General features: G+C 72.3%; 17 protein-coding genes and 1 pseudogene. 10 read left to right on the forward strand and 8 right to left on the reverse strand.

Annotation, left to right across the window (positions count from 1 at the left end):
• Positions 1 to 131 precede the first annotated feature (131 nt).
• The gene (locus ACFY0K_RS36565) at positions 132 to 1046 is read right to left on the reverse strand and encodes a YceI family protein (RefSeq protein WP_390643467.1); all 915 of its coding nucleotides are present in this window, start codon (positions 1044 to 1046) and stop codon (positions 132 to 134) included.
• A gap of 283 nt (positions 1047 to 1329) precedes the next feature.
• Between ACFY0K_RS36565 and ACFY0K_RS36570 the strand changes: the two genes are divergently transcribed.
• Entirely contained in the window at positions 1330 to 3033 is a 1704-nt protein-coding gene (locus ACFY0K_RS36570; protein ID WP_390643468.1) for a helix-turn-helix domain-containing protein, read from the forward strand.
• A 51-nt stretch (positions 3034 to 3084) separates the two neighbouring features.
• A pseudogene (locus tag ACFY0K_RS36575) lies at positions 3085 to 3462 on the forward strand (FAD-dependent monooxygenase); the annotation flags it as partial.
• Here the strand turns inward: ACFY0K_RS36575 and ACFY0K_RS36580 are convergent.
• Both ACFY0K_RS36580 and ACFY0K_RS36585 read right to left on the reverse strand, forming a co-directional pair.
• Positions 3441 to 3926, reverse strand: a complete 486-nt coding sequence (locus ACFY0K_RS36580) for a DUF5990 family protein (protein WP_390643682.1) — start codon at positions 3924 to 3926, stop codon at positions 3441 to 3443. The pseudogene ACFY0K_RS36575 and the gene ACFY0K_RS36580 overlap by 22 nt on opposite strands.
• Before the next feature lie 103 nt (positions 3927 to 4029).
• Positions 4030 to 5367, reverse strand: coding sequence for a jacalin-like lectin (locus ACFY0K_RS36585; RefSeq protein WP_390643469.1), 1338 nt, complete (start codon positions 5365 to 5367; stop codon positions 4030 to 4032).
• Between the two features lie 495 nt (positions 5368 to 5862).
• Here ACFY0K_RS36585 and ACFY0K_RS36590 point away from each other — a divergent pair, with 495 nt between their 5' ends.
• Positions 5863 to 6543 carry a lamin tail domain-containing protein gene (locus tag ACFY0K_RS36590; RefSeq protein WP_390643470.1) on the forward strand — a complete coding sequence of 227 codons (681 nt, stop codon included), beginning with the start codon at positions 5863 to 5865 and terminating at the stop codon, positions 6541 to 6543.
• Positions 6544 to 6616: 73 nt separating this feature from the next.
• Here ACFY0K_RS36590 and ACFY0K_RS36595 read toward each other — a convergent pair whose 3' ends face one another.
• Positions 6617 to 7573: a ScbA/BarX family gamma-butyrolactone biosynthesis protein gene (locus ACFY0K_RS36595; protein ID WP_390643471.1), complete on the reverse strand. Its 957-nt coding sequence runs from the start codon at positions 7571 to 7573 to the stop codon at positions 6617 to 6619.
• A 399-nt stretch (positions 7574 to 7972) separates the two neighbouring features.
• On the opposite strand from ACFY0K_RS36595, the gene ACFY0K_RS36600 reads away from it, so the two are divergent.
• Positions 7973 to 8707 (forward strand): HAD family phosphatase, encoded by a 735-nt coding sequence (locus tag ACFY0K_RS36600; RefSeq protein ID WP_390643472.1) that lies wholly within the window; start codon positions 7973 to 7975, stop codon positions 8705 to 8707.
• A gap of 359 nt (positions 8708 to 9066) precedes the next feature.
• A complete protein-coding gene (locus ACFY0K_RS36605) occupies positions 9067 to 9732 on the forward strand; it encodes a ScbR family autoregulator-binding transcription factor (protein ID WP_390643473.1) in 666 nt (221 codons plus the stop codon).
• 749 nt (positions 9733 to 10481) lie between these two features.
• Here the strand turns inward: ACFY0K_RS36605 and ACFY0K_RS36610 are convergent.
• Positions 10482 to 11753 (reverse strand): FAD-dependent oxidoreductase, encoded by a 1272-nt coding sequence (locus ACFY0K_RS36610; protein ID WP_390643474.1) that lies wholly within the window; start codon positions 11751 to 11753, stop codon positions 10482 to 10484.
• Positions 11754 to 12039: 286 nt separating this feature from the next.
• Here ACFY0K_RS36610 and ACFY0K_RS36615 point away from each other — a divergent pair, with 286 nt between their 5' ends.
• The 4 genes from ACFY0K_RS36615 to ACFY0K_RS36630 all read left to right on the forward strand — a co-directional run bounded on the left by ACFY0K_RS36615 (position 12040) and on the right by ACFY0K_RS36630 (position 15063).
• The gene (locus ACFY0K_RS36615; protein ID WP_390643475.1) at positions 12040 to 13242 is read left to right on the forward strand and encodes a hypothetical protein; all 1203 of its coding nucleotides are present in this window, start codon (positions 12040 to 12042) and stop codon (positions 13240 to 13242) included.
• 171 nt (positions 13243 to 13413) lie between these two features.
• On the forward strand, positions 13414 to 14499 hold the full coding sequence (locus ACFY0K_RS36620; protein WP_390643476.1) for a hypothetical protein: 1086 nt from the start codon (positions 13414 to 13416) through the stop codon (positions 14497 to 14499).
• Between the two features lie 22 nt (positions 14500 to 14521).
• Positions 14522 to 14929, forward strand: coding sequence for a hypothetical protein (locus ACFY0K_RS36625; protein WP_390643477.1), 408 nt, complete (start codon positions 14522 to 14524; stop codon positions 14927 to 14929).
• On the forward strand, positions 14914 to 15063 hold the full coding sequence (locus ACFY0K_RS36630) for a hypothetical protein (protein ID WP_390643478.1): 150 nt from the start codon (positions 14914 to 14916) through the stop codon (positions 15061 to 15063). Before ACFY0K_RS36625 ends, ACFY0K_RS36630 begins: the two co-directional genes overlap by 16 nt.
• Positions 15064 to 15076: 13 nt before the next feature.
• Here ACFY0K_RS36630 and ACFY0K_RS36635 read toward each other — a convergent pair whose 3' ends face one another.
• Together ACFY0K_RS36635 and ACFY0K_RS36640 are read right to left on the reverse strand one after the other, a co-directional pair.
• Complete coding sequence (locus tag ACFY0K_RS36635; RefSeq protein WP_390643479.1) at positions 15077 to 16957, reverse strand: glycoside hydrolase family 5 protein; 1881 nt, start codon at positions 16955 to 16957, stop codon at positions 15077 to 15079.
• Positions 16958 to 17132: 175 nt separating this feature from the next.
• Positions 17133 to 17843: an alpha/beta fold hydrolase gene (locus ACFY0K_RS36640; protein ID WP_390643481.1), complete on the reverse strand. Its 711-nt coding sequence runs from the start codon at positions 17841 to 17843 to the stop codon at positions 17133 to 17135.
• Positions 17844 to 18001: 158 nt separating this feature from the next.
• Here ACFY0K_RS36640 and ACFY0K_RS36645 point away from each other — a divergent pair, with 158 nt between their 5' ends.
• Entirely contained in the window at positions 18002 to 18691 is a 690-nt protein-coding gene (locus ACFY0K_RS36645; protein ID WP_382734780.1) for a DUF6215 domain-containing protein, read from the forward strand.
• A gap of 90 nt (positions 18692 to 18781) precedes the next feature.
• On the opposite strand, the gene ACFY0K_RS36650 is transcribed toward ACFY0K_RS36645, so the two are convergent.
• Positions 18782 to 19387, reverse strand: coding sequence for a hypothetical protein (locus ACFY0K_RS36650; RefSeq protein WP_390643482.1), 606 nt, complete (start codon positions 19385 to 19387; stop codon positions 18782 to 18784).
• Positions 19388 to 19778: the final 391 nt, after the last annotated feature.

The following is a 19778-nucleotide window of genomic DNA, read 5'->3' on the forward strand; positions in this document are numbered from 1 at the left end:
CTCTTCGGCCGATCGGTGCACCTCCACGCTATGCCGGGTCCGGCACGTCAGCGATCGCGGGAGCCCTCGGGCGTCGCCCGGGGCCCGGGCGAACCCGGCGACGGGGTCCCCGGCCTGGCGGATCCGCCCCGTCACTCCGGCGGCGTCGGCGTGTCCGGTGAGCGGTACATCGCCTGCACGTCCAGTTCCAGCTGCACCGTCGGCCCCACCACCGCGATGCCCCGGGCCAGCATCGACCGCCAGTCGAGGGTGTAGTCCTCCCGGTGCAGCTCGGCCGTGGCGAGCGCGGCACAGCGCAGTTCCTCGCCGTAGCCGCCGTTGACCGTGCCCAGGTAGGTGGTGTCGAGCGAGACCGAACGGCTGACGCCGTGCATCGTCAGGGTGCCGAGGAGCGTCCACTTGCTGCCGCCCCGGTAGGCGAAGCGCGTACTGGTGAAGTCGATGTACGGATACCGCTCGACGTCCAGGAAGTCCCCGGAGCGCAGGTGGTTGTCGCGGGTCGTGTTCCCGGTGTTGATGCTCGACGCGTCGATGCGCACCCGGACCGTCGAGCGGCTCATGTCCGGGGCGACGCTGACCGAACCGTCGAAACGCTCGAACCGGCCGTGGACATGTGCCATGCCGACATGCTTGGCGATGAAGCGGATCGCGGTGTGCGGTGGATCGAAGACCCAGCCGCCGGTCGGCGGCAGCGGCAGCTGCCGGGCCGGCTGCAGCCGGATACGGGCGGGTTCCGGGCAGCTGCCGGCGACGATCTCGACGGTCTCCCGGTGCGGGTCCAGACCCTCGGCGACGATCAGCAGGCTGTAGCGCCCGGGCGGCAGTGCCGCCACGAAGAAGCCGAAGGGATCGGTGGTGCCCCGGGCCGCCACCTGGTGGGTGTCCAGCGCGGTGACCGTGACGTCGGCGCCGCCGAGCGGCTGGTCGACGGGGTCCAGGACGGTCCGGGCGACCCCGCCCGCACCGGGCGGGAGGGGCAGGGTGAGTTCCGCCGGACGGTCCGGGGCGTCCTTGGACCACCGGCGCCTGAGCAGTCCGAGGGCCATGCTGTTCACCTTTCGTGTTGCGTGCGTGGGGGGGAGTAAGTGGGGGGAGACCAGGGCGGCCGAGGCACCGGCAGGGCCGTCGGCGACGGTCAGGACGTCCGTCACGACGTCGGTGTGCACGGGGAACTCCGGAGGGGAAGGGACGGAAGCCGGCCGTTCAAGATCATGAACCGACGGGGGCGGCCATGGGTGTCTCAATCCGAGACACCCGGTGTGCGGCGGATCCCGGTCGGGCACACCGGTCGTTGCCCCTTCAACTGTTCCCGGTACGGTGAGGGGCGCCATGACCACCGCAGAGCATCCCCCCACGGCCCGCCCCGCGCTCGGCCGGCTGCGCCGGGCCCGCGCCCGCTTCCTCGCCGGGCATCCGCCGCCGGCGGACGTGCCGGACGAGGTGGCGGCCGCCTGGCGGCGCGCCCGTTTCCACGGTGTACGACCCGACACCGCGACCCCCGCCGCGGGCCGCGCCCCGCAGTCGCCCGAACCCGAACTGCTGGCGGTGGCCCGCCCGGTGCTGGAGCGGCTCACCCCGGTACTCGACCACGAACGCGCCACCCTCCTCCTCACCGATGCCCGGCTCCGGGTGCTGTGGTCCGCCGGGCACGCCCCGCGGGACACCCTCTGCCGCGACTTCTCCGAGGAGAGCGTCGGCCCCAACAGCGCGGCCCTGGCCCTGCGCACCGGCCACCGCGCCGAGCTGCACGGACCCGAGCACATCCTGGACGTGTGGCAGGAGGTCTCCGCGGTGAGCGTGCCGCTGCGGGCCCCCGGCGACGCCAGGCCGGTCGGCACGGTCACCGTCGCCTCGGCCCTCGGCGGCCGCGCACCGCATCCGCAGGCGGCCCTGGCCGAGGCGACGGCCGCGGTGGTGGAGGCGGAACTGCGGGCGCACCTCCGTCCGCCGGAGCGCGCCGTGCTGGATGCCTACCTCGCGGCGTGCGCGCGGCAGGAGCGGCCGGTGGTGGCGTTCGCGGGCCACAGCCGGCTGGTGAGCGAGGCGGCGGCCCGGCTGCTGTCGGCGCGGGACATCGAGGAACTGGAACGCGCCGTGCACGAGGTGCTGCGCAGGGACGCGCCCGGCACCCGGCTCCCGGACGGCGCCGCGGTCGAGATCGTCCGCCACCTGGGCGAGACCGCCGGCGCCGTCGCCGTACTCGAACCGGTGCCCGGCCGCGCCCCCGCCGCTCCGGCGGGACGCCCGGCCGGCGCGCTGGCCGGGCACTCGGTGCCGTGGCGGCACGCCACCGAACGCGCCGCCGAACTGGCCGCCGCGCACGGCCCGTTACTGCTCGTCGGTGAACGCGGCACCGGAAAGACCGCCTTGGCCCGCGAGTTGCTCGGCGCACCCGAGCCACTCGTCTTCGACGCGGCCGAGGGCGACCTGCACGAGACGCTGCCCGCAGTCCCCCACGGCGGTCTCGTGCTGCGCCACGCCGAACGCCTCGCGCAGTCCGACGTGGCGGCGGTCGTCGCCCTGCTCGAAACCCGGCCTGGTACACCCCTGCTGGTCACCTACACCCCGGGAGCGCCCCCCGGCCCGTGCCTCCAGCGGCTCCTCGACACCCTGGCCGCCCGCTCGGTCACCCTGCCCGCCCTCCGCGAACGTCCGGAGGACATAAGGGAGCTGCTCACCGCGGTGGCCCCGGCGCCGGAACCCGGACAGCCCCCGCTCACCTGGACACTCGACGCCCGCCGCGCCCTGGAGAGGTACCCGTGGCCCGGCAACATCACCGAACTCGCCCACGTCGTACGGTCGTTGGCGCACCGGAGACGGCCGGTGGGACCGGTCAGGCGCGCCGAACTGCCCGACCCCGTACGCGAGGGCCCGGCCGGCCGCACGCTGAGCCCCATGGAACACGCGGAGCGCACCGCGATCCTGGAAGCCCTGCGCCGGCACGGCGGCAACAAGGCCCGCACCGCGGCCGCCCTGGGCATCGGCCGCGCCACGCTCTACCGCAAGCTGCGCACCTACGGCGGCCACGCGTAGCCACCCGGCCGCGCCGCGCACCGGCGACGGCCTCCCGGCTCGCCGCCCGCCCGTCCCGGGGAGCGCGTCTTCGTCGCGGGGGACGCCGCTCACATCCATCCGCCGATCCGCGCCCAGGACATGAACACCGGTATCCAGGACGCCTGCAACCTCGCCTGGAAACTCGCCCTCGTCCTGCGCGGCGAGGCCGGACCCGCCCTGCTCACCAGCTACGACGCCGCCCGCCGCCCAGTCGGCGAGGAGGTCGTCGGCCGCACCGTGCACGGAACGGCCGCCGACCCCGACGTCTCAGCCGGAGAGTTCGCCCGGCTCTACCGCCCGGACGGCCCCACCGGCTTCGTCATCCGCCCCGACGGGTACCTCGGCGCCCGCTTCCCGCTCACGGACACCGAGACCGCGCTCGCCGACTACCGCGAGGCACTGGGCTGAGGACCCTTCCCGGCGCTCCACTCGACGGCCGGCGGTACGACCCGTGCGCACAGCGGCATGCCCCGGCCGTCGGTCAGCCCGAGCCGGCCGACCAGCAGCCCGTCCCGCGCCGCCGCTTCTGCCACCGCGCCGGGGACGGCACCGAGCATCAGCTTGGCGCGGCGGAACATCGTGAAGGCGCCCCCGGCGTCCACGGTCCCCCAGGACAGGTAGACGAACCGGCCGCCGGGACCGCCCTGGACGTAGGGCCCCGTGATGTCGACACCGGTGACCGAGACCGCCGTGTCGCACGGCAGGGTCCAGGTGGCCGCGACGGCGTCGCCGGGCTGCGGGCCGAGCAGCTCGGCGGGGCGGTTGCGGCGCTGTACGGCGACGTGGATGTCGCCGTACAGGGAGAAACCGCTGTCATCGGGTGCCGGGCAGGAGCGGCCGGGCAGGTCGGTGGCGTCGATGCGGAGGTCCATGGCGGCCATCCGCCCATCATCGCCGATGTGCCGCGGCGCCCCGGTCGGCCGGCGGGTGTCCTGAGCTGACGTCATGAACGGCTCGCCGGCCGGCCGGGCGCGGTCAGCGCTTCGTGTAGATGAAGCCGACCTTGTCCAGCTCGTCGCCGGAGCGGCCGTGGAAGCCGGCGATCTGCCAGCCCGACGGGGCGGTGCGGGTCACGCAGTCCGAGGTCGTCGTACCACCGGCGAGGGTGCGGCCCAGGCTGGTGGTGAACCTCGCGTAGAAGATGCGGGTGGTGTTGTTGTACTTGCCCTCGCACAGGTACGCCGTCGTCACGTACTCGCTGCCGCCCAGCGTCAGTGAGGACGCCGTGCCGCCGGTGCCGCCGTGGGTCAGCGTCGTGCCGTCGGCGAGGGCGATGCCGACCTGGTCCACCCGGGAGCCGGAGCGCAGCGAGATGCTGGTGGCGCGGGCGCCGGCGGCGACCTTGTCGATGTCCTGGTAGTAGTCGCCGTGCGGACCGCCGAACTGGTCGCTCAGCTGGAAGTTCGCGTTCTCGGACCAGGAGAAGCCGACCGTGATCGGGTCGTGGTCGGAGAGCATCAGGCCGTCGCTCGTCAGGAACTTGGCGTGCTCGTTGTTGTACGAGGTCGCGTTCAGGTTCACCAGCTTGCTGCTGCGGTACAGGACCTTGTCGACGACCTCGCAGGTGTTGGGCACGGTCGCCCCGGACTGGTCGCAGACCAGCGCGTCGCTGCCCTTGGCCGGCGCGCTGCCGCCGCGGATCAGCTGCACCCAGGCGTCGGTGAGCCCGTTGTTCGAGGCGAACTCCGCGATGGTGTCGGCGGAGCGGGTGTAGCGGGTGTTGGTGTCACCCATCACCACGACGGCGTTGCCGGCCGAGTGGGTGCTGATGAAGGACGTGAGCTGGCTGAGGTTGTCCGCCCGGGAGGCCTCGTCGCCGTCGTTCGTGCCCGCGTTGGTGTGCAGGTTGTAGAAGTCGACGTAGACGCCCTCGGCGAGCCGCTCGCGCATGAAGGTGAAGCCCTTCGGCGTGAGGCAGTCGCCGGAGTCGATCTGGCAGGAGTTCCAGCCGACGCGCTGGAAGTCGTCCTCGTCCCAGTCGTAGTCGGAGACGGTGTTGAGGCCGCTGCCGATGCCCGCGCCGCCGCTGGTGGCGGTGCGGTAGGGGTGCGTGTCGGTGGCGTACAGGTACGCGTGGTAGTTGAAGTCCTCCTGGACGTTGACGATGTCGTACGGCGCGATGCGCTTGCCGATCTCCGTGGTGCTGGTGTCGCGCGGGGTGGGTGCGCTCGACAGGCCTTCCGGAAGTCCGGCGACGTTGTACGTGAGCACGCTGAACGTGCCCGAGCCGGCGGCCGCGGCAGGGGTGGCCGTCGCCGTGAGCCCGCCGAGAGCGGCGACCGCGGCCGCCAGACAGGCAACGAGTCTGCGCATGGGGGTGTCTCCTACGGGGAGGGTGTGCGCTGAGGGTTGTGGGCATGCCAATGAGGCACGGCAAAACGTAGCGGTAAACGCTTTCTCCCGAACCCCCCTTGTTACTAACCAGTTTGGAAATTCCTCGTGACGCGCGGAAGATCGGCTTCTCGTGGTGCGGCCGACCGGGCGCTGACTGTTACTCACTTTCGGGTGACCCGGACCTGTGCACCGGCCGGTCCGTGGGTGGCCGAGGCCGTTGCCCGCGGGGCGGAAGAGGGTGAAGGGGCGTCAAATCCACCCATTCAACTAATAAATGGACGTTACATCCGAGAGTCATAGGAAAGCGAAGGATCCGTAATAGGCGCCGTGTGGCGCCCGGTCCGCGCCCGGCCGGGGCGCAAGGTGTGGCTGCGCGGCCGACCGGTCGCCGTCCCGCTCCACACACCCCTCGCGGCCTGCGACTTCGTGCCGCACGCGGCCGGGGTGTGCTCGAACCCCGCGAAAGGGGACCACGTGTCCGTTTCCGTCTCCGTGACCGCCCGCCGTCTCGGTTCCGCCGCCGCCGTCGCGGCCGCCCTGGTGGGCGTCACGGCCCTGCCGGCCGCGGCGGCCACCGACCGGCCCGCGATGCCGCACCGCGACGCGGTCGTCATCAGTGCCGTACAGCACGACCTGCAGGGCCGCGCGGTCTTCTCCGGCCGCGCGCTGAACCGGGAGTGGGTGGACGTCACGAACACCTCGCGCCGGGACGCCGACCTCAGCGGCTGGTCGCTGTCGGACGCCGCGGGCAACACCTACACCTTCCGCCACTACCGGCTGGCGGGCGGTGCCACGGTCCGCGTCCACACCGGGGTGGGCCGGGACTCCCGGACGGACCTGTACCAGGACCGCCGCTCCTCCGTGTGGAACCGTGACGCCGACACCGCCACCCTGCGCAACGACCGCGGGCGTTACGTCGACTCCGCGTCCTGGGGCCTGCACCACCACCGTGCCGCGGACGGGCGGCACGCGGTCGCCCACCGTCCGGTGGAGGAGCGGCACGGCGTCGCCCACCGTCCGATGGAGGAGCGGCAGGGTGCTGCCCACCGTCCGATGGAGGAGCGGCACGGCGTCGCCCACCGTCCGATGGAGGAGCGGCACGGCGTCGCCCGCCCGGCCGTGGAGGACCGGCACGCCTTCAGCCACCGTCGCTGACCAGTGACACGTCCGCCGCCGGGCCCCTGCGCAGGGGCCCGGCGGCGGACGTGTGTCACGGCGATGCCCCGTATCAGGCCAGGACGACCGGCCCGCTCACCGTGGACGTGAAGACCACCTCGCCGTCCTGCACACCGACGACGTCGACGGTCGCCGTGCCGTCGTCCCTGGCCGTCATCCCCGTGACGTCGATCCAGCAGGGGCTGTCGAGTTCGACGTAGCGGTTGAACGACGAGGACGTGCTCGCCGGGATCAGCGCACGCGGCGCCAGCCGGGCGCAGGCAGCCTGCCGGGCGCCCTCCATCAGGACCATGCCGGGCAGGTGGTCGCCGCCGTGGTCGAACAGGATCGGGTGGTCCAGGTCCGGGGTGAGCAGCCAGCGGTCCGGCACGTCCGTGGCCGTCAGCACCACGTCGGCGGGGGAGGTGCGGCCCACGGACGCCGGTGGCATCGGATCGGCCGCGACGGCGGGGCCGGCCGAAGCCGGCTGTCTCGCGGGCCGGTTGGCGCGCAGCCGGGCGTACACGGGCGGCGTGACGACGGAGTACCGCCCCTCCCCGTGGGCGACGCGGACGCCGTCCCGGCGCAGGGTGAACCCGATGCCCATCCGGCGCGCGGAGGCCCGGCCGCGCGGTGCGGGGTCCGGGCAGGTCACGTCGAGCCGGAAGTCGGTGGGGCGGGAGGCTATCCGCAGCCGCTCGAGATCGGTGTGGCAACTGAGCGACCACAGCACGAAGTGGTGGCCGAGCGGCACACCGTGTTCCGCGTGCGTCACGAACATGCCGGCCTGCCGAAACGTCTCTGCGGCCTGGAGCGGGTCATGGTTCGAACCGTCGGCGCTGTTGAAGAACGTGTGGGCGCGGGGCCACTGTCCGGTGAGGGAGAACCGCCGCCCGTCGTCCTGGGCGGTACAGCCGGTGAGGAACACCTCGGCGAGGGAGGCGCGGTGGACGTACTCCTTGGGGACCGTGGTGGTCAGCCGGGGCAGTTCGGGCAGACCGACGCCGATCTCGCCGGCGGAAAGACTCACGGATGACCCCCCGTCGGAGTGCTCTTCGTTGGCTTGAATCCCTGTTCGACGCCTATAAGATACGGACCTACCGGTTTTCTCGGGTCGGCCACTAGGTAAAGGATTCACCAAGTGTGGTTCGACTCGATCCATGCATGACTCCGCTCAGTGGTGGTTTGGCCAAGTATTTTTGCCCTCAACCATGCCGATCGGCACGGCGAAAAGCGGACTGACTGGCGGATGTCGGCGGCTCGTTGGCGATGACGGGGAAGCGCGCACCGCTCTCGAAAAAACCCGGCCGACGGTTTCTTTTGGCCAGATTCCAGGGCGTTGGCCCGGCCGCCGTGACCCCTGATCCTCACCCCCCGCCGGACGGCCCCTGCATGATGGTCGAACGGCCCGCGAGAGGGAGAGACCCCGATGGAACCACTGCGCACCCTGCGCCTCGCCGCCGTCAACATCGACGGCGTCCTGCTCAACGACAGCTTCAGCCCCGTCCTGCACCGGCTCGTCCTCAAGTACGGCGGGGTGTACACCCGGGAGCTGGAGCAGCGGCTCTTCTCGCAGTCCCGGCTCGCGGCCGCGAAGGTGCTGCTGGAGGAGACCGGTGCCGGGGTGAGCGAGCAGGAGGCCATCGCCGACTACTTCGCCGAACGCGAGCACCACCTGCGCGACCACCCCGTCCACACCCTCGACGGTGCCGAGGAGCTCCTGCACCGGCTGCGCGGCCTGGGCCTGGACGTCATCTGCTACGGCGGCCTCGACGAGACCCACTTCCGCCGTCATCTGGGCACCTGGGAGCACCTGTTCACCGCGCCCCACTACATCTGCACCGACGACTTCCGCCCCGGCATCCGGGAGATCGTCCGGGACCGCTTCGGCCTCGGCTACCACCAGGTCCTCTTCATCGACGACGTCGCCCGCTTCGCCGGCCACGCCAAGGAACTGGGCGTGCCCTTCGTGGGCCGCCCCAGCACCTTCGAACACGGCTTCCAGCGCGAGCTGATGCGCGATCTCGGCGTCCGCCACCTGGTCGGCCGCCTCGCCGAGATCGACGAGGAACGCCTGCGCACCCTCGACCGCGAGGCCGGCCTCGGCACCGTCTGGCAGGACGTGGACTCCCTCGCCGATCCCTCTCCGACGCGGGGCGGGTGACCCGGCGGCCTGCCGGGTTCACCGTCGAACCGTACGACCGCTCTCTCCGTGGCCGCCGTCGAGTACACTCCGCTGTCCCGTGCCGCCGGTCCGGAGGAGACCGGGGAGGCCGCAGCCCGGCCGTGGGGCGACCGGGCGAGCTTCGTCACGAGTGCCCCGTCTACCGTGGACGGCGGGGCGCACCGCCTGGTGAACTGCCCGGAAGGGTCTCCCGCGCCGACGCCCCGGCTCCGGCGCGCGATCGGGGTGGGACGGCGGCGGGACCGACCGGGAGCCCGCCCCGTGCGGCCGAAGTGCCCGTCCCCGATTGGGGTAAGGTACGTCACGTCCGGTTTTGTTTTGACCGAGGAGGGGTCCCCATGGCGCGTCAGGAGCGTGCGATTCGGACCCGCCGCGCTGTTGTCGAGGCCGCCGCCGCGGTCTTCGCCGAACGCGGGTACACGGCGGCGACGATCGCCGAGATCCTCGAACGGGCCGGAGTCACCAAGGGCGCCCTCTACTTCCACTTCGACTCCAAGGAAGCCCTCGCGCGGGGTGTGATCAACGCCCAGATCAGCGACGACTACTGGGTGCCGCGCGAGCTGAAGCTCCAGGAGTGGGTGGACATCGGCATGACGCTGGCCCACCGCATCCCCAAAGAGGTCATTCTCCTCGCCGGTATAAGGCTCTCCGCCGACATCCAGGGGCGCTCCCTGTTCGGCAGCGCCTGGCCCGCCTGGACCGAACTGGTGACGGACAAGCTGGTGGAGGCCAAGGAGCGCGGCGAGGTGCTGCCGCACGTCACACCGCGCGAGACCGCCGAGTGCTTCCTCGGGGCCTGGATCGGGACCCAGTTCATGTCGGAGGTGGTCTCCGACTGGACCGATCTCAACGACCGGATCTCCGTCCTCTACAACCACGTACTGCCGGCCATAGCCACTCCCGCGGCCCTGATCCGGCTGGACACCGCGCCGGACCGGGGGGCCCGGGTGGTCGAGGAAGCCGAGCGCCGCCGACTGGAATCGCCCGTGCCCACCGAGGTCTGACCAGGCCCGGACCAAACCGTCTGTCTGGTTTGCTGCGTACCAAGGTCAACCGGGGCCGGTACCTTGACGGCGGACCGGCGCGGAAGCGGCTGTCGGACCCGGCCGGCCCGCGGACACCGGCAAACCTGCCTATCGTGCTGTCCGCCGAGGTTCTTCGCATCGCATTGCCGCAGGCCCAGGGGGAATCGGATCGTCCAACTCCTCTTATGTCCGGGACAACAGGGGGCGTGGCGGCCGAGCGGCTCCGGCCGGGCCCGGCCCCGGATGGCCCTCTCCCGGCCCCGGGCCGAGAGCGCGCCATCCGGTCGCAGTGCGGTTTGACAGACCGTCCGCGCCGTTTTCGACCCGGGGTTGCCCAGGAACCGCCAGGTGCTCACCGTGCTCGCGCTGCACGCCGACCGGGCGGTGACCGTCGGCCCGCTGACCGAGGAGCTCTGGGGACGACAGCCGCCGCGCAGCGCACGCGCCACCCTGCAGACCTGCATCATGCGCAGCGATGCCCCGGACGCCTACCGGCGACTGCGCACCACCCTGGTGCGCGACCAGGGCCTGGAACCCTCGGCCGCACTGGGCCGGATGCGGCGGTCGGTACTGTCGGCTCCCGCCGACGACCCCCGAGCTCCCGCCGACGAAACCCAGGCACCGGTACGGCGGACCCGCTCGCCCGGACCGGCTGGCGGGGCCGCCCGGACCGACCGATGGGCCCGCCCGGACCGACCGATGGGCTGCCAGGTCGGCGGGCGGGTTTCTCAGGCGGCCGCGACGTGCCGGGCGATGCGTACGGCGGCGAACTCCGTGCCCGCCACGAAGCGCATCATCGGCCCGAACACCGGCGCCGCGAGCGAACCGGTGAAGTACAGGCCGGGCACGGACGACTCGAACGTCCCCCGCAGCGCGGGCGCCTTCGAACCGGGCACGCACGCCACGGTGTCCCGCACCGCGGGCGACAGGAACGGCAGCGCGTCCAGGTCCAGCCGGTAACCGGTGGCCGCCAGCACGTGGTCGACCGCGAGGGACTCCCGCTCGCCCCCGGGGCCGGCGACGTCCAGGCGCACCTCCGGTCCCTGGACCACGGCGCCGGTGACCCGGCGCGAGGTGCGCACCGGTACCACGCCTTCCACCCGGTCCCGCAGCCACCAGCCGCCCGACGGGCCGAGCGCCCGCCGGAACAGCAGCAGCCGGGCCGCCGCGGGCAGCCGGCGCACAGCACCCGGCGATGCGCAGACCCCGGCCAGGATCCAGCCCGTGCCGAGCGGCGAGGCAGGTTTGGCCACCCGCTGCGTCCAGGGCCGCGACAGCTCCGGCGTCATGCCCCACAGCACCGTCCGCTCACGCACCAGGACCTGCGCCTCGGCGCCCGCCTCGTGCAGCAGTGCGGCGCTCTCCAACGCGGACTGACCGCCGCCGATGACGGCCACCCGGCGTCCCGCGTACGTGGACAGGTCCGTGTGGTGGCTGGTGTGCGACACCCGCGCCTGCGGGCCCGGCCCCTCGGGCGCGAGCCGCCGCAACTCGTCCGGGACATGGGCGAGACCGTTCAGCCCGGTCGCCACCACGACGGCCGAGGCCGCCAACTCCGTCCCGTCGTCCAGCCGGACGACGAAGCCGGGTCCGGACACCGCCCGCTCGACGGCCGTCACCCGGGCCGGCTCGACCTCACCGACGTACCGCTTCTGGAACCACTGCCCGTACCGGACGAAGACGTCGCACGGGATCGGTGTCAGCTCGGTCAGTTCCGGCTCGCTGTGCGCGCGCCGGAAGTCCGCCAGAGTGCCGCCGGGCTCCGGCGCCGACAGATCGGTCGCGTCCGGCGTCGATTTCAGGTACATCCCGGTGGCCATGGCGTGCCGCCAACTGCCCATCACGTCACCGAAGACGCGCACCGGCGCCCCCGCCGCCCGCAGGTGGGCGGCCACGGACAGGCCGTAGGGCCCGGCGCCGATCACGACGACGGGTGGCCGCCCGCGCCCCGTGAAAGCCTGCTCCTGGGCAGGGCGCTGCCCCGGAAGCGACTGCGTCATGCATTCCTCCGCTGGTCCGCCCGCCGCCTTCCCCTGGGCGACGCGACACTGCGGGATGGCACGTCCGGCGTGAAACGGGCGTGCTCGTCCCCCCTCCGCGGGTGAGTCTGTCCCACGGCCGGGCGCCTGGAAACGATATCGACGCACGTTGGCCAAAACTTGGTCGAACCATACGACAAGTGACACTAGTCATGTCATCGACGTGTCGTGGGCGGCTGCGGGTGATCACGGGAGCGACAAGATCGATCGGCGCGCCGGGTGTGCCCCGAGCGCCGAGAGGCGGCGCGTGCCGACTGCGCCCACCGGGTTCGCCCGCCGCCCGGAGACCGCGACGTCCCCGCCGGACCGGCCCGTTCGCAGGGCCACTCCCGATCCCCACGGCCGCCGTGCTGTGGGGACCACCGCGACCGCCGGTTCCCTCGCCCCCGCCGGAGTACCGGCCGCCGCCGTCGGTGCCGCCGGCCTGGCCCTCGGCGGCCTGCTCCTGTTCCTGACCGCACCCGCCGCCCGCTCCCTGCCCGGGGCCTGCACCGGCGGCGAATGCCGGCTGATCGCCGTGGGTACCCTCGCGGTGGCCGGCTACCCGCTCACCTTCTACCCCGCCGTGGCACGCACCGGCGTGGCCGTGGCCCAGCCGAAGACGATCACCTACGAGGACGACGATCAGGACATCGCCAACGCCAAGCGCGAGGAGGCCCGTTACGAGGCGGAGCGCTCCGAGGACGAGGACGAGGAGAGCGGCTCGCGTTCGTCGCGCGGTGGCAGGTCCTCGTACCGCTCGTCGTACCGTTCCTCCTACCGCTTCTCCTACCGGGGCCCCACCGCCGCGGAACGCGCCGCCGAGGCAGCCCGCGCGGCCCGCATCGCCGCCGCCCGCAGGCCCGCGGTCCGCGCGGCGATCCGCGCCCACGCGGTGAAGCTCACGCACTCGATCGGCACGGCGACGCTGAGCGTGACGCACAGCGCCCATCTCAAGCACCTGGGCCCGGTCACGAAGCTGAAGATCGCGCTCTCGCTGGCGGCGATCAGGATGGGGCCGACGGAGAACTTCTACTTCTCCGGAGGGGCCTCGGACGAGGAGTCGGACGGGTGCGGAAGCGCCGGCTGGATCAAGTACGGGGACCGGGACGCGGCGAACGGCAACCGGGCCACGGGCGTTGACGCCTGTCCGACCGATCCGTTGCAGAAGGGGTCGAAAGCGAAGACCTCCGAGGTGCCCGGCTACAAGTGGGCGCAGGACTATTCCGACGAACTCGGCGTCGAAAATCCCAAGTATTCGGTGAACGCCTGCCACCTGCTCGGTGCTCAACTCGGCGGAAAGGGCAGGCTGGAAAACGAGGCAACCTGCGGCAGATCCACGAACGCCAATAAGATGGACGAAACAGATCCGGGCCGTGCCGGGAACATGCGAATTCGAGGACGATACAAGGGTGGAAGTTCTGGCCGGAGCCGACGTCCACTACCACGTCGAACCGATGTATGCGGGTAACCGCACGGTCTCTTATGCCTTCGTGATGGTGGCGGCGAGTACTACCGGCGATCTCCGTGCCGATATCGTTCCCAATGTGATCTGCAGTCCGGACCGGCATGCCTGGGTGAACATCGGACTCACCTCCTGCTCGTCCTGCTCAAGCACCTTGTCGACCCCTGGAGTCCGCTGATGAAACCCGAGAAGGACAACGGCATCCATCCCGCGGTCCGAAGTCTGACAGAACTGCTTCCGCCCCCTCCGGCCGGGGTCGACGCCCCGTCCTGGAGCGACGTTCGGACCTCATGGGGAACGGCGTTTCCACGGGACTACCGCGACTTCATGCGTGTCTATGGCCCAGGGGACATCGACAACGTCATCGCGGTGGACACACCGGAGAACCGGCACGAACCGGGATACCTCACCGTGCGCCGCGTGACCCCCGAGACCGGAGTCAAATTCCGGACCTTCTACGGGGAGCGGAATTTTCCGGCGTGGCCGGCCCTGGGATCATTGATCGGGTGGGGAGCCACTCCGATCGGCTACGACCTGATGTGGCGGGTTTCTGGCAACGACGCGGACGACTGGCCGGTGGTCCTTGCCGGACACCGGGACGGAGCAGCGTACGAATTTCCCTATGGCATGGCAGAGTTCCTCGTCCGCATGCTCGGAGACCCGGTGGACCGCCCAACCGACCTGCCAGGCGTTCTCGGCCACCCACACTCCCGTTTTCTTTCAGTGCCGGAGGTACGCACGTTCCGTGCTGCCCGCCAAGACCCTTGGGAGTACGTGGACGAGTTCATGGAAGAACGCGAGCGGGAGCGCATGGAACGGAGCCCGGTCACCTGGATCCCGGGGCCTGGGCGGCCCACGTACGATCTCCCCCCGGTGCCCCGCATGACGCTCGAAGGATTCGGGGCGGATGAGAACGCGCTCCGGATCACGGCGACTCTGGACGTAGAACTCGGCGAACCCGTCCGGGCGAGGGTGTCGATCGAGTCACCCGATGGCGGTCTCCTGGACCGGGCGGAGGTGGTGGCGACGGTTGAGAGGCTGAACGGCCTGCTCGTGCTCGACATCCGGCTGCCCGAGGAGGCGAACGACTCCGGCATGACGTGGCGGGAGACGGTGAACGCCATGAACCGTGAGGAGGACTGGACTCTCGACGTGTGGGTGCAGGACCCGGCGATCGGCGAGGCCCGCGCCCGGCACGGCATCGTCGTCGGACACAACATGCAGGAGAGCGCCGTCGACATCGCCATGGCGATGTGGCCTTAGCGGCAGGACCCCCGTGCACCCCATGGTGAGCCGTCTGACCCGGTTGCTCCCGCCGCCCCGTACGGCGGTGCAGCCACAGCCCTGGGAGGAGACCCGGGCCACATACGGCACGACGATGCCGCGCGACTTCCAGGACTTCGTCGGCAGCGGCGGCGCGCCGTCCGCCCCGGCCCCCGTCTCGCACGTCGACACCGCCACCCGCGCCTGTCTGCTGACTGCGACGGACGCGGGCACGGACACGGACACGACGGGCACCCTGGCGGCGCTCGGACAGGTGGCCCGCGCCAGCAGCGGGCACCTGATCGTGCAGAGCTATCGGACGCCGACCGGGGTGAAGCCTGCGGCCTACGTCAACTCGCTTGTCCAGCTGGGCTGTTCCACCGTCGTCACCGCGGCGACAGGGCCCGTGCGGCGGTGGCCGCCCGCCTGACGGAGCGGCCTGCGCCGAAGGCCCGGTTCGTGGTGGTCGGCGGCCGCGCGCTGACCGGCGCCGCCCGCCTGAGTCCGGACGCGGTGAGCGTCCAGGCCCTGTCCAGGGTGGTGACCGGCGCGGCGGCCCGGTGACCGACGGGCCCGGTCAGGACGGCAGGGGGACACACAGCACGGCGGCGGGCCCCTGCGCGCTGCCCACCCGGGTGGTGAAGGCGACGCCCGCGATGAACTCGCCGGCGGCGCACTGACCCTTGTAGGCGCCGTACGCGAAGTCGTCGCCCGCGCCGTCGGCGGGGCGGTTGTCGGAGCGGTCGAACCACACCGTCCGGCCGGCGGCGTTCGGCGTGGCGCGCGCCGGGGCACACAGGGCCGCCGAGACCCGCTCACCACGGCGGCTGTAGCCGATGACGAACTGGCCTGCCGGGCACTGGAATTTGGTGTACCCGGACGCCCAGTCGCCGCCCGCCGCGACGTACCGCTCGTCGGTGACCACCGTCTGGGCGTTGCCCGCGGCGCGCAGGTCGCCGGCGGTGGCGTCGGTGCACAGGCCCCGTCCGCCGGAGTGCGCGAGACCGATCAGCCGCAGCCCGTCGGGGCAGACCGCCTTGTAGGCGCCCGAGTCCCAGTCGCCGCCCGCCCTCGCGCGCAGGGACTCGACCTGGTCGCCGTGGTCCGTGGACAGCATGCGCCAGGTCGTCCCCGGCTCGACGTACCCGGTGCGGCTCGCGGCGTTCATGAGGTGGTCCCATGCGGTGGCCCGCCAGTCGCCTCCGTCGAGGATGCCGGAGCGGTGCCCGGAGGTGTCGTAGTTCAGCAGCGCCCAGTCGTCGTGGCCCGCCCAGCCGACCAGCGGCCAGTAGGCGAAGTCGGCGTCGTGGCCGGCGAAGTAGTCGGTGATGTTGCCGAACCAGGTGCGGGCGGCCGTGCCCGTCTCGTTCGCGCCGATGCCGAACTCGCTGATCCAGACCGGCGCGGTGTAGTGCCTGCCCTCCGTGGTGACGAAGAAGGCCTCGTCGGTGAGGGCCTGGTAGAGCTCGTCGCGGGTCAGGTCCTGGTAGCGGGGGTCGCTGGTCTCGCCGATGCCGGTGGCGCCGCTGTGGTGGGGGCCGGTGTAACCGTAGAAGTGGGCCGAGTAGACCAGTTTGTGCGCGTCGACGAGGGTGTGGGAGAGGGTGCGGACGGGGGTGAGCATCGGGCGGCCGTGGGGGAGTCCGTCGACCGGCAGGCCGGTCCAGTTGATGCCTTCGATGACGATCAGGAGGTTCGGGTTCGCCTCGGTGAGGATGCGGTCGCCGGCGAGCTGGGCCGCGGCGTACCAGTCGTGGCCGTCGCCCAGGCCCCAGTTGGGATCGTCGAAGACGTCACGGCGTACCTCGTTGTAGAGGTCGGCGCCCACGACACGGGAGTTGGCGGCGTAGCGGCGGGCCATGAAGACCCAGTCGTCGGCCCACTGCTGGGTCGACTGGCTGCTGTTCCAGCGCTCGTTGCCGTCGACGCCGCAGCACCAACGCGAGGTGTTGGTGTGGTTGTTGAGGGTGACGGCGAAGCCCGCGCCGGTGAGGGCGCTCACGACGGCGTCGTAGACCTCCAGCGGGGTCCTGCCGCGCAGCTGCGGGTTGGCGGCGACCGCGGCGTCCGGCACCGGGGCCGTGGTGTGGATCATCTCGTTCGAGAAGGGCAGCCGGATGCTGTTGATGCCGAGTGCCTGGAAGTCCGAGAGGAGCTGGGACAGGGGCGCGCGGTCCAGGCCGAGGGGGATGCCGTGGGAGTCCTGGCCGGCGTGGTGGTTCGCGGGATCGTCGGTGCTGCCGCTGCCCGTCCAGGAGCCCTGTGCGCCGTCCCAGTTGGCGGCCTTGAGGCGGAAGCGGTTGCCCGCGGCGTCGACGATGTACCGGCCCCGGGTGGACAGCGGGGGCTGCCAGGTGCCGGTGGCCTGCGCGGCGGACTGCGCGGACCGCGCGGCACGCGTGGACCGCGGACCGGCGGTGGCCGGGGCGGTGCCGAACAGGGTGAGAACCAGGAACATGACTGTCAGGTACGTGACAATCCGGAACGATCGTGCGATCGGCATCGGCGGCGGTCCTCTGGTTGGATGTCCCGTGCGGGTGGGTGTCCGGTGCGGGTGGATGTGCCATGCGCGTGATGGGTGTCCGGTACGGCCGGATGCCCCATGGGGGCGAGGCACCTTACCAGGGTGCGGATCAGCGCAGAAGCGGCTCGTCCGACGCGCAGGCCTCGGCCGTCCATCCGTCGAGGCCGCGCTCGGGGCGCAGCAACCGCCTGATGGCGGCCGCCGAGGCCCGGTGCCAGTCACGGCTGCGGCGGAGCATCGCGTGGTCCCCGCCCCTGAGCAGCACCATCCCGGCCTGCGCACCGGCGCTGCGGGCCTGCCGTACGTACGCGGCCGAGTCGGTGGGAGCGGTGGTCCGGTCCCGGTCCCCGTGCAGGACGACGATCCTCGTCCCCGCGAGATCGTCCACGGGGTCGCCGGGCGGGCACCAGGGGGCCAGCGCGAGCACCCCGCGCACCGAGGGATCGGCCGCCGCGCGCAGCGCCGCCCGGCCGCCCATCGAGTGGCCGACCAGCACCACGGCCGCGTCGCCGGCCAGGCCGCGCAGTTCGTCGAGCGCGCGCAGGGTGTCCTGGAGCGGGTCGGCGGCGTCGTTCCAGCCCTGGTAGCGGTAGCGCACCTGGCCGATCAGCACGTCGCGGGGCGAGGAGACCGACGCGGCCGCGCTGACGAAGGGGCGCATGCGCAGCGCGGCAGGCTGCCAGGAGCGCGCCGGGCGGACGCCGTTCTCCTGCCCGCCGTGCAGGACGAGCACCGCGGCGCGGGTCCGCTCCCGCGGCCTGCGACGCACCACCAGCGCACTCCCGCCCGCCTCGACGACCCGTCCGCGTCCGTCGGTCACCGCGTCCCCCCGCTTCCTCCGGCCTGCAGTGTGCTCCCGCCATCAAACACTCCCGGAGGAATCCACTGCCACCGGCCGGTATGTGCGGCGCGTGCCTTGCCCGTGAACATCGGTTAGGCTCCAGCGCGCACAGGGGACGCACAGCGGGGGTGGGGGACATGACCGAGAGCTTCGCCGAGCCCGAAAAGGCCGGCAGACCGGGACTTCAGGCGATCGCGGCGGTGGCGTTGTTCGCGGCCGTGGTGGGCGCTCTGTGGGCGCAGAAGGAGTTCGTCCACCAGAAGGACACGGTGGGCGAACCGGCGGCCTGCTCGAAGCCGGACGACCATCTGCCGGCCCGCTACGTGTCCGGCGGCCGGCTGTGCAAGGCGCTCAACCGGCCGGACCTGCCGGCCCTGCTGGGGACCTCGCACGAGCAGGCCGAGACCGCCGACGGCAGCGGGGAGTGGCTCACGCTCGCCGGGGGCACGAAGATCGCCGAACCCGAGGCGACGGTGACCCTCGCGACGTACTCGGTGAAGCTGACGGCGTCGTACGACCACATGACCGTCGCCACGGCGGGCGACCTGATGGACGACGCCCGCAGGACGACCGTCCTCGGCCACCCCGCCGTCCTCTACTCCAGCCCGACCATCTCCATCGGGTTCAACCTCGGTGGCGGCAAGGCGAGCACGGGCCCCGGCGGCACCGCGCGCTGCCTCCTGGTCTCCAAACACGGCAAGGACGACGGCCAGGGCACGTTCGAGGTCGCGCTCTGGCGGCAGGACGACGTACCACCGGACGACACGGCACTGGTTCGGGTCGCGGAGCAGGTACTGCCGACCGTCCCCGGCTGGAACGGGCACTGACGGGGGCGGGAGCGGGCAGGCGCGCCGCCGGGCCGGCCGGAACCTCGGCCGGCCCGGCGGCGGGGAGAGCGCCGACGCGGTGTCAGTTCCTCACGGGGCGACGGTCGTGGCGGCCAGGCTGCCCGCCGAGGGCAGCGCGGGCAGCGACGGCAGCGAGGGCAGGGCGCCGAGGAGGCCGGTGACCGCCGCGAGGATGGGGGCCAGCAGCCCGGTGACGGCGTTCAGTACCCCGCCGAGGTCGAGCGAGGTCAGTGCGCCGAGCAGCTTCTTGACGGCGTCCTGGATCGCCTTCAGCAGGTCCGAGACGGGGTCGGCGGCGCGGTGCGCGCGGTCGGTGGCACCGGCGTCCAGGTGCCGCAGCCGCTCCTGGACGGTGCTGCTCCACTGCCGCAGCGCCTTCGCGTAGGCGGCGGCCTGCGCCGGGTCGATGCGGGTGCCCTGCGCCGCCGCGAAGCCGGGCAGTGTGTCCAGCAGGGGTGTCAGGGCGCGGTCGTACTGTGTCGGGTCGATCGCTTCGATCCGGTCGAGGAGCGTGGCGAGATCGGTGCCGGGCGGCAGAGCCGTCTGCGCGACACCGGGTCCCGTCGCTTTTCGGCCGGCGTCGGCGGCGGCAGCGGAGGCGGCCGCCGGGCCGAGGACCAGGGCGGCACAGACCAGGGGGGAGACGAGGAGGCCGCGGGAGGCAAGGGCGCGCATGGGTTTCCTTTCGAGAACTGCTGTCTTTCGCCCACCGTGGAAAGCGGGGTGTGGGCCCGCAACCGGTCACCCGCCGTGGCGCGCGCAGGCCGTGCCGGGGCGAAGCCTCTGACCAGGGGGTTCGTTCCGGTACTTGGCTCCGTCCGGGTGTCGGTCGGGTGTTCGCCCGTCAGAGTGTGCCCGGCAGCCGCGGCGCGGGCCGTACGCGAAGAGCCCCGTCCCTGACGGATCAGGGACGGGGCTCTTCGCGTGGAGCGCCGGGCAGGCCTTGCACCTGCATCTCCCCACAGGAAGCGGGGCGTCTTTCCTTGGACCACCAACGCATCGCGTGCGACCCGGAGTTGGGTGCCGCGCTCATGATCGAGCCTACCGCGGCCGGGCACCGGCCACA

Source organism: Streptomyces sp. NPDC001507 (assembly GCF_042894765.1).
GTDB lineage: Bacteria > Actinomycetota > Actinomycetes > Streptomycetales > Streptomycetaceae > Streptomyces.

Excerpts from the sequence above, each read along its gene's own strand:
- ACFY0K_RS36565 (WP_390643467.1), bottom strand. The coding sequence starts at position 1,046 with ATGGCCCTCGGACTGCTCAGGCGCCGGTGGTCCAAGGACGCCCCGGAC.
- ACFY0K_RS36570 (WP_390643468.1), top strand. The coding sequence starts at position 1,330 with ATGACCACCGCAGAGCATCCCCCCACGGCCCGCCCCGCGCTCGGCCGG.
- ACFY0K_RS36580 (WP_390643682.1), bottom strand. The coding sequence starts at position 3,926 with ATGGACCTCCGCATCGACGCCACCGACCTGCCCGGCCGCTCCTGCCCG.
- ACFY0K_RS36585 (WP_390643469.1), bottom strand. The coding sequence starts at position 5,367 with ATGCGCAGACTCGTTGCCTGTCTGGCGGCCGCGGTCGCCGCTCTCGGC.
- ACFY0K_RS36600 (WP_390643472.1), top strand. The coding sequence starts at position 7,973 with ATGGAACCACTGCGCACCCTGCGCCTCGCCGCCGTCAACATCGACGGC.
- ACFY0K_RS36605 (WP_390643473.1), top strand. The coding sequence starts at position 9,067 with ATGGCGCGTCAGGAGCGTGCGATTCGGACCCGCCGCGCTGTTGTCGAG.
- ACFY0K_RS36610 (WP_390643474.1), bottom strand. The coding sequence starts at position 11,753 with ATGACGCAGTCGCTTCCGGGGCAGCGCCCTGCCCAGGAGCAGGCTTTC.
- ACFY0K_RS36620 (WP_390643476.1), top strand. The coding sequence starts at position 13,414 with ATGAAACCCGAGAAGGACAACGGCATCCATCCCGCGGTCCGAAGTCTG.
- ACFY0K_RS36625 (WP_390643477.1), top strand. The coding sequence starts at position 14,522 with ATGGTGAGCCGTCTGACCCGGTTGCTCCCGCCGCCCCGTACGGCGGTG.
- ACFY0K_RS36635 (WP_390643479.1), bottom strand. The coding sequence starts at position 16,957 with ATGTTCCTGGTTCTCACCCTGTTCGGCACCGCCCCGGCCACCGCCGGT.
- ACFY0K_RS36645 (WP_382734780.1), top strand. The coding sequence starts at position 18,002 with ATGACCGAGAGCTTCGCCGAGCCCGAAAAGGCCGGCAGACCGGGACTT.
- ACFY0K_RS36650 (WP_390643482.1), bottom strand. The coding sequence starts at position 19,387 with ATGCGCGCCCTTGCCTCCCGCGGCCTCCTCGTCTCCCCCCTGGTCTGT.